The 717-nt window shown below is 40.4% G+C and carries 1 protein-coding gene; it reads right to left on the reverse strand.

Annotation, left to right across the window (positions count from 1 at the left end):
• On the reverse strand, positions 1 to 715 hold a 715-nt coding region (locus ABN217_RS19330), incomplete at its 3' end, for an NAD(P)-dependent oxidoreductase (protein ID WP_349459870.1).
• Positions 716 to 717 lie beyond the last annotated feature (2 nt).

Raw genomic sequence — 717 nt, forward strand, 5'->3', positions numbered from 1 at the left:
ATGCAGATTCATCAATCACGCTGCCCCGTGATATGTTGATTAAAATACCATCAGAGCCGAGCGCTTTTAGAATTTTTTCGTCAATAAGCGCTTTGTTTTCTGAGTTTCCTGGTGTGCAGACCATTAAAAAATCGCTTTGAGAGGCTAAATCAGCAATATCTTTGACCCAAGGATAATTCACATCGGGAATCACTTTGTGGTCACTATAAGTAATTTGCATAGAAAAACCTTCACAGCGTTGAGCAATGGCTCTACCTATTCTGCCCATACCAACAATTCCGATTCGAGACCCCGAAACTTTTCGTGTCCATGGGAAATTACCTGCTTGCCAATGGCCTGCTTCGATAAATTTCTGTGCGGCAACAATTTTCCGTGAAGTTGATAGCATAAGCCCCATAGCAAGATCGGCAACATCATCGGTTAATACGCCTGGTGTATGGCTGACTGCAACATGATGTTCAGCTGCTGCGTGAATATCAACACCATCATAGCCAACACCAAAAACTGCGATAAGTTCTAATGACGGTAGGCTTTTAATTAGCTCACGAGTCACGGTTGATTCACCATTAGCAATCATAATACTGAATTCTTTTGCTAGTGTAGAAAACGCCTCAGAAGTGAGCTCGTTATATTCATAAATATCATAGATCTCTTTAAGTTTTTCAGTGAGCTGGCTAGGTAAATAGGCTTGTTTAAGTACTTTTAATTTTGTCATAT

Origin of the sequence: Proteus sp. fly-1067, from assembly GCF_040139345.1 — a bacterium.
Classification (GTDB): Bacteria; Pseudomonadota; Gammaproteobacteria; order Enterobacterales; family Enterobacteriaceae; genus Proteus; species Proteus vulgaris_B.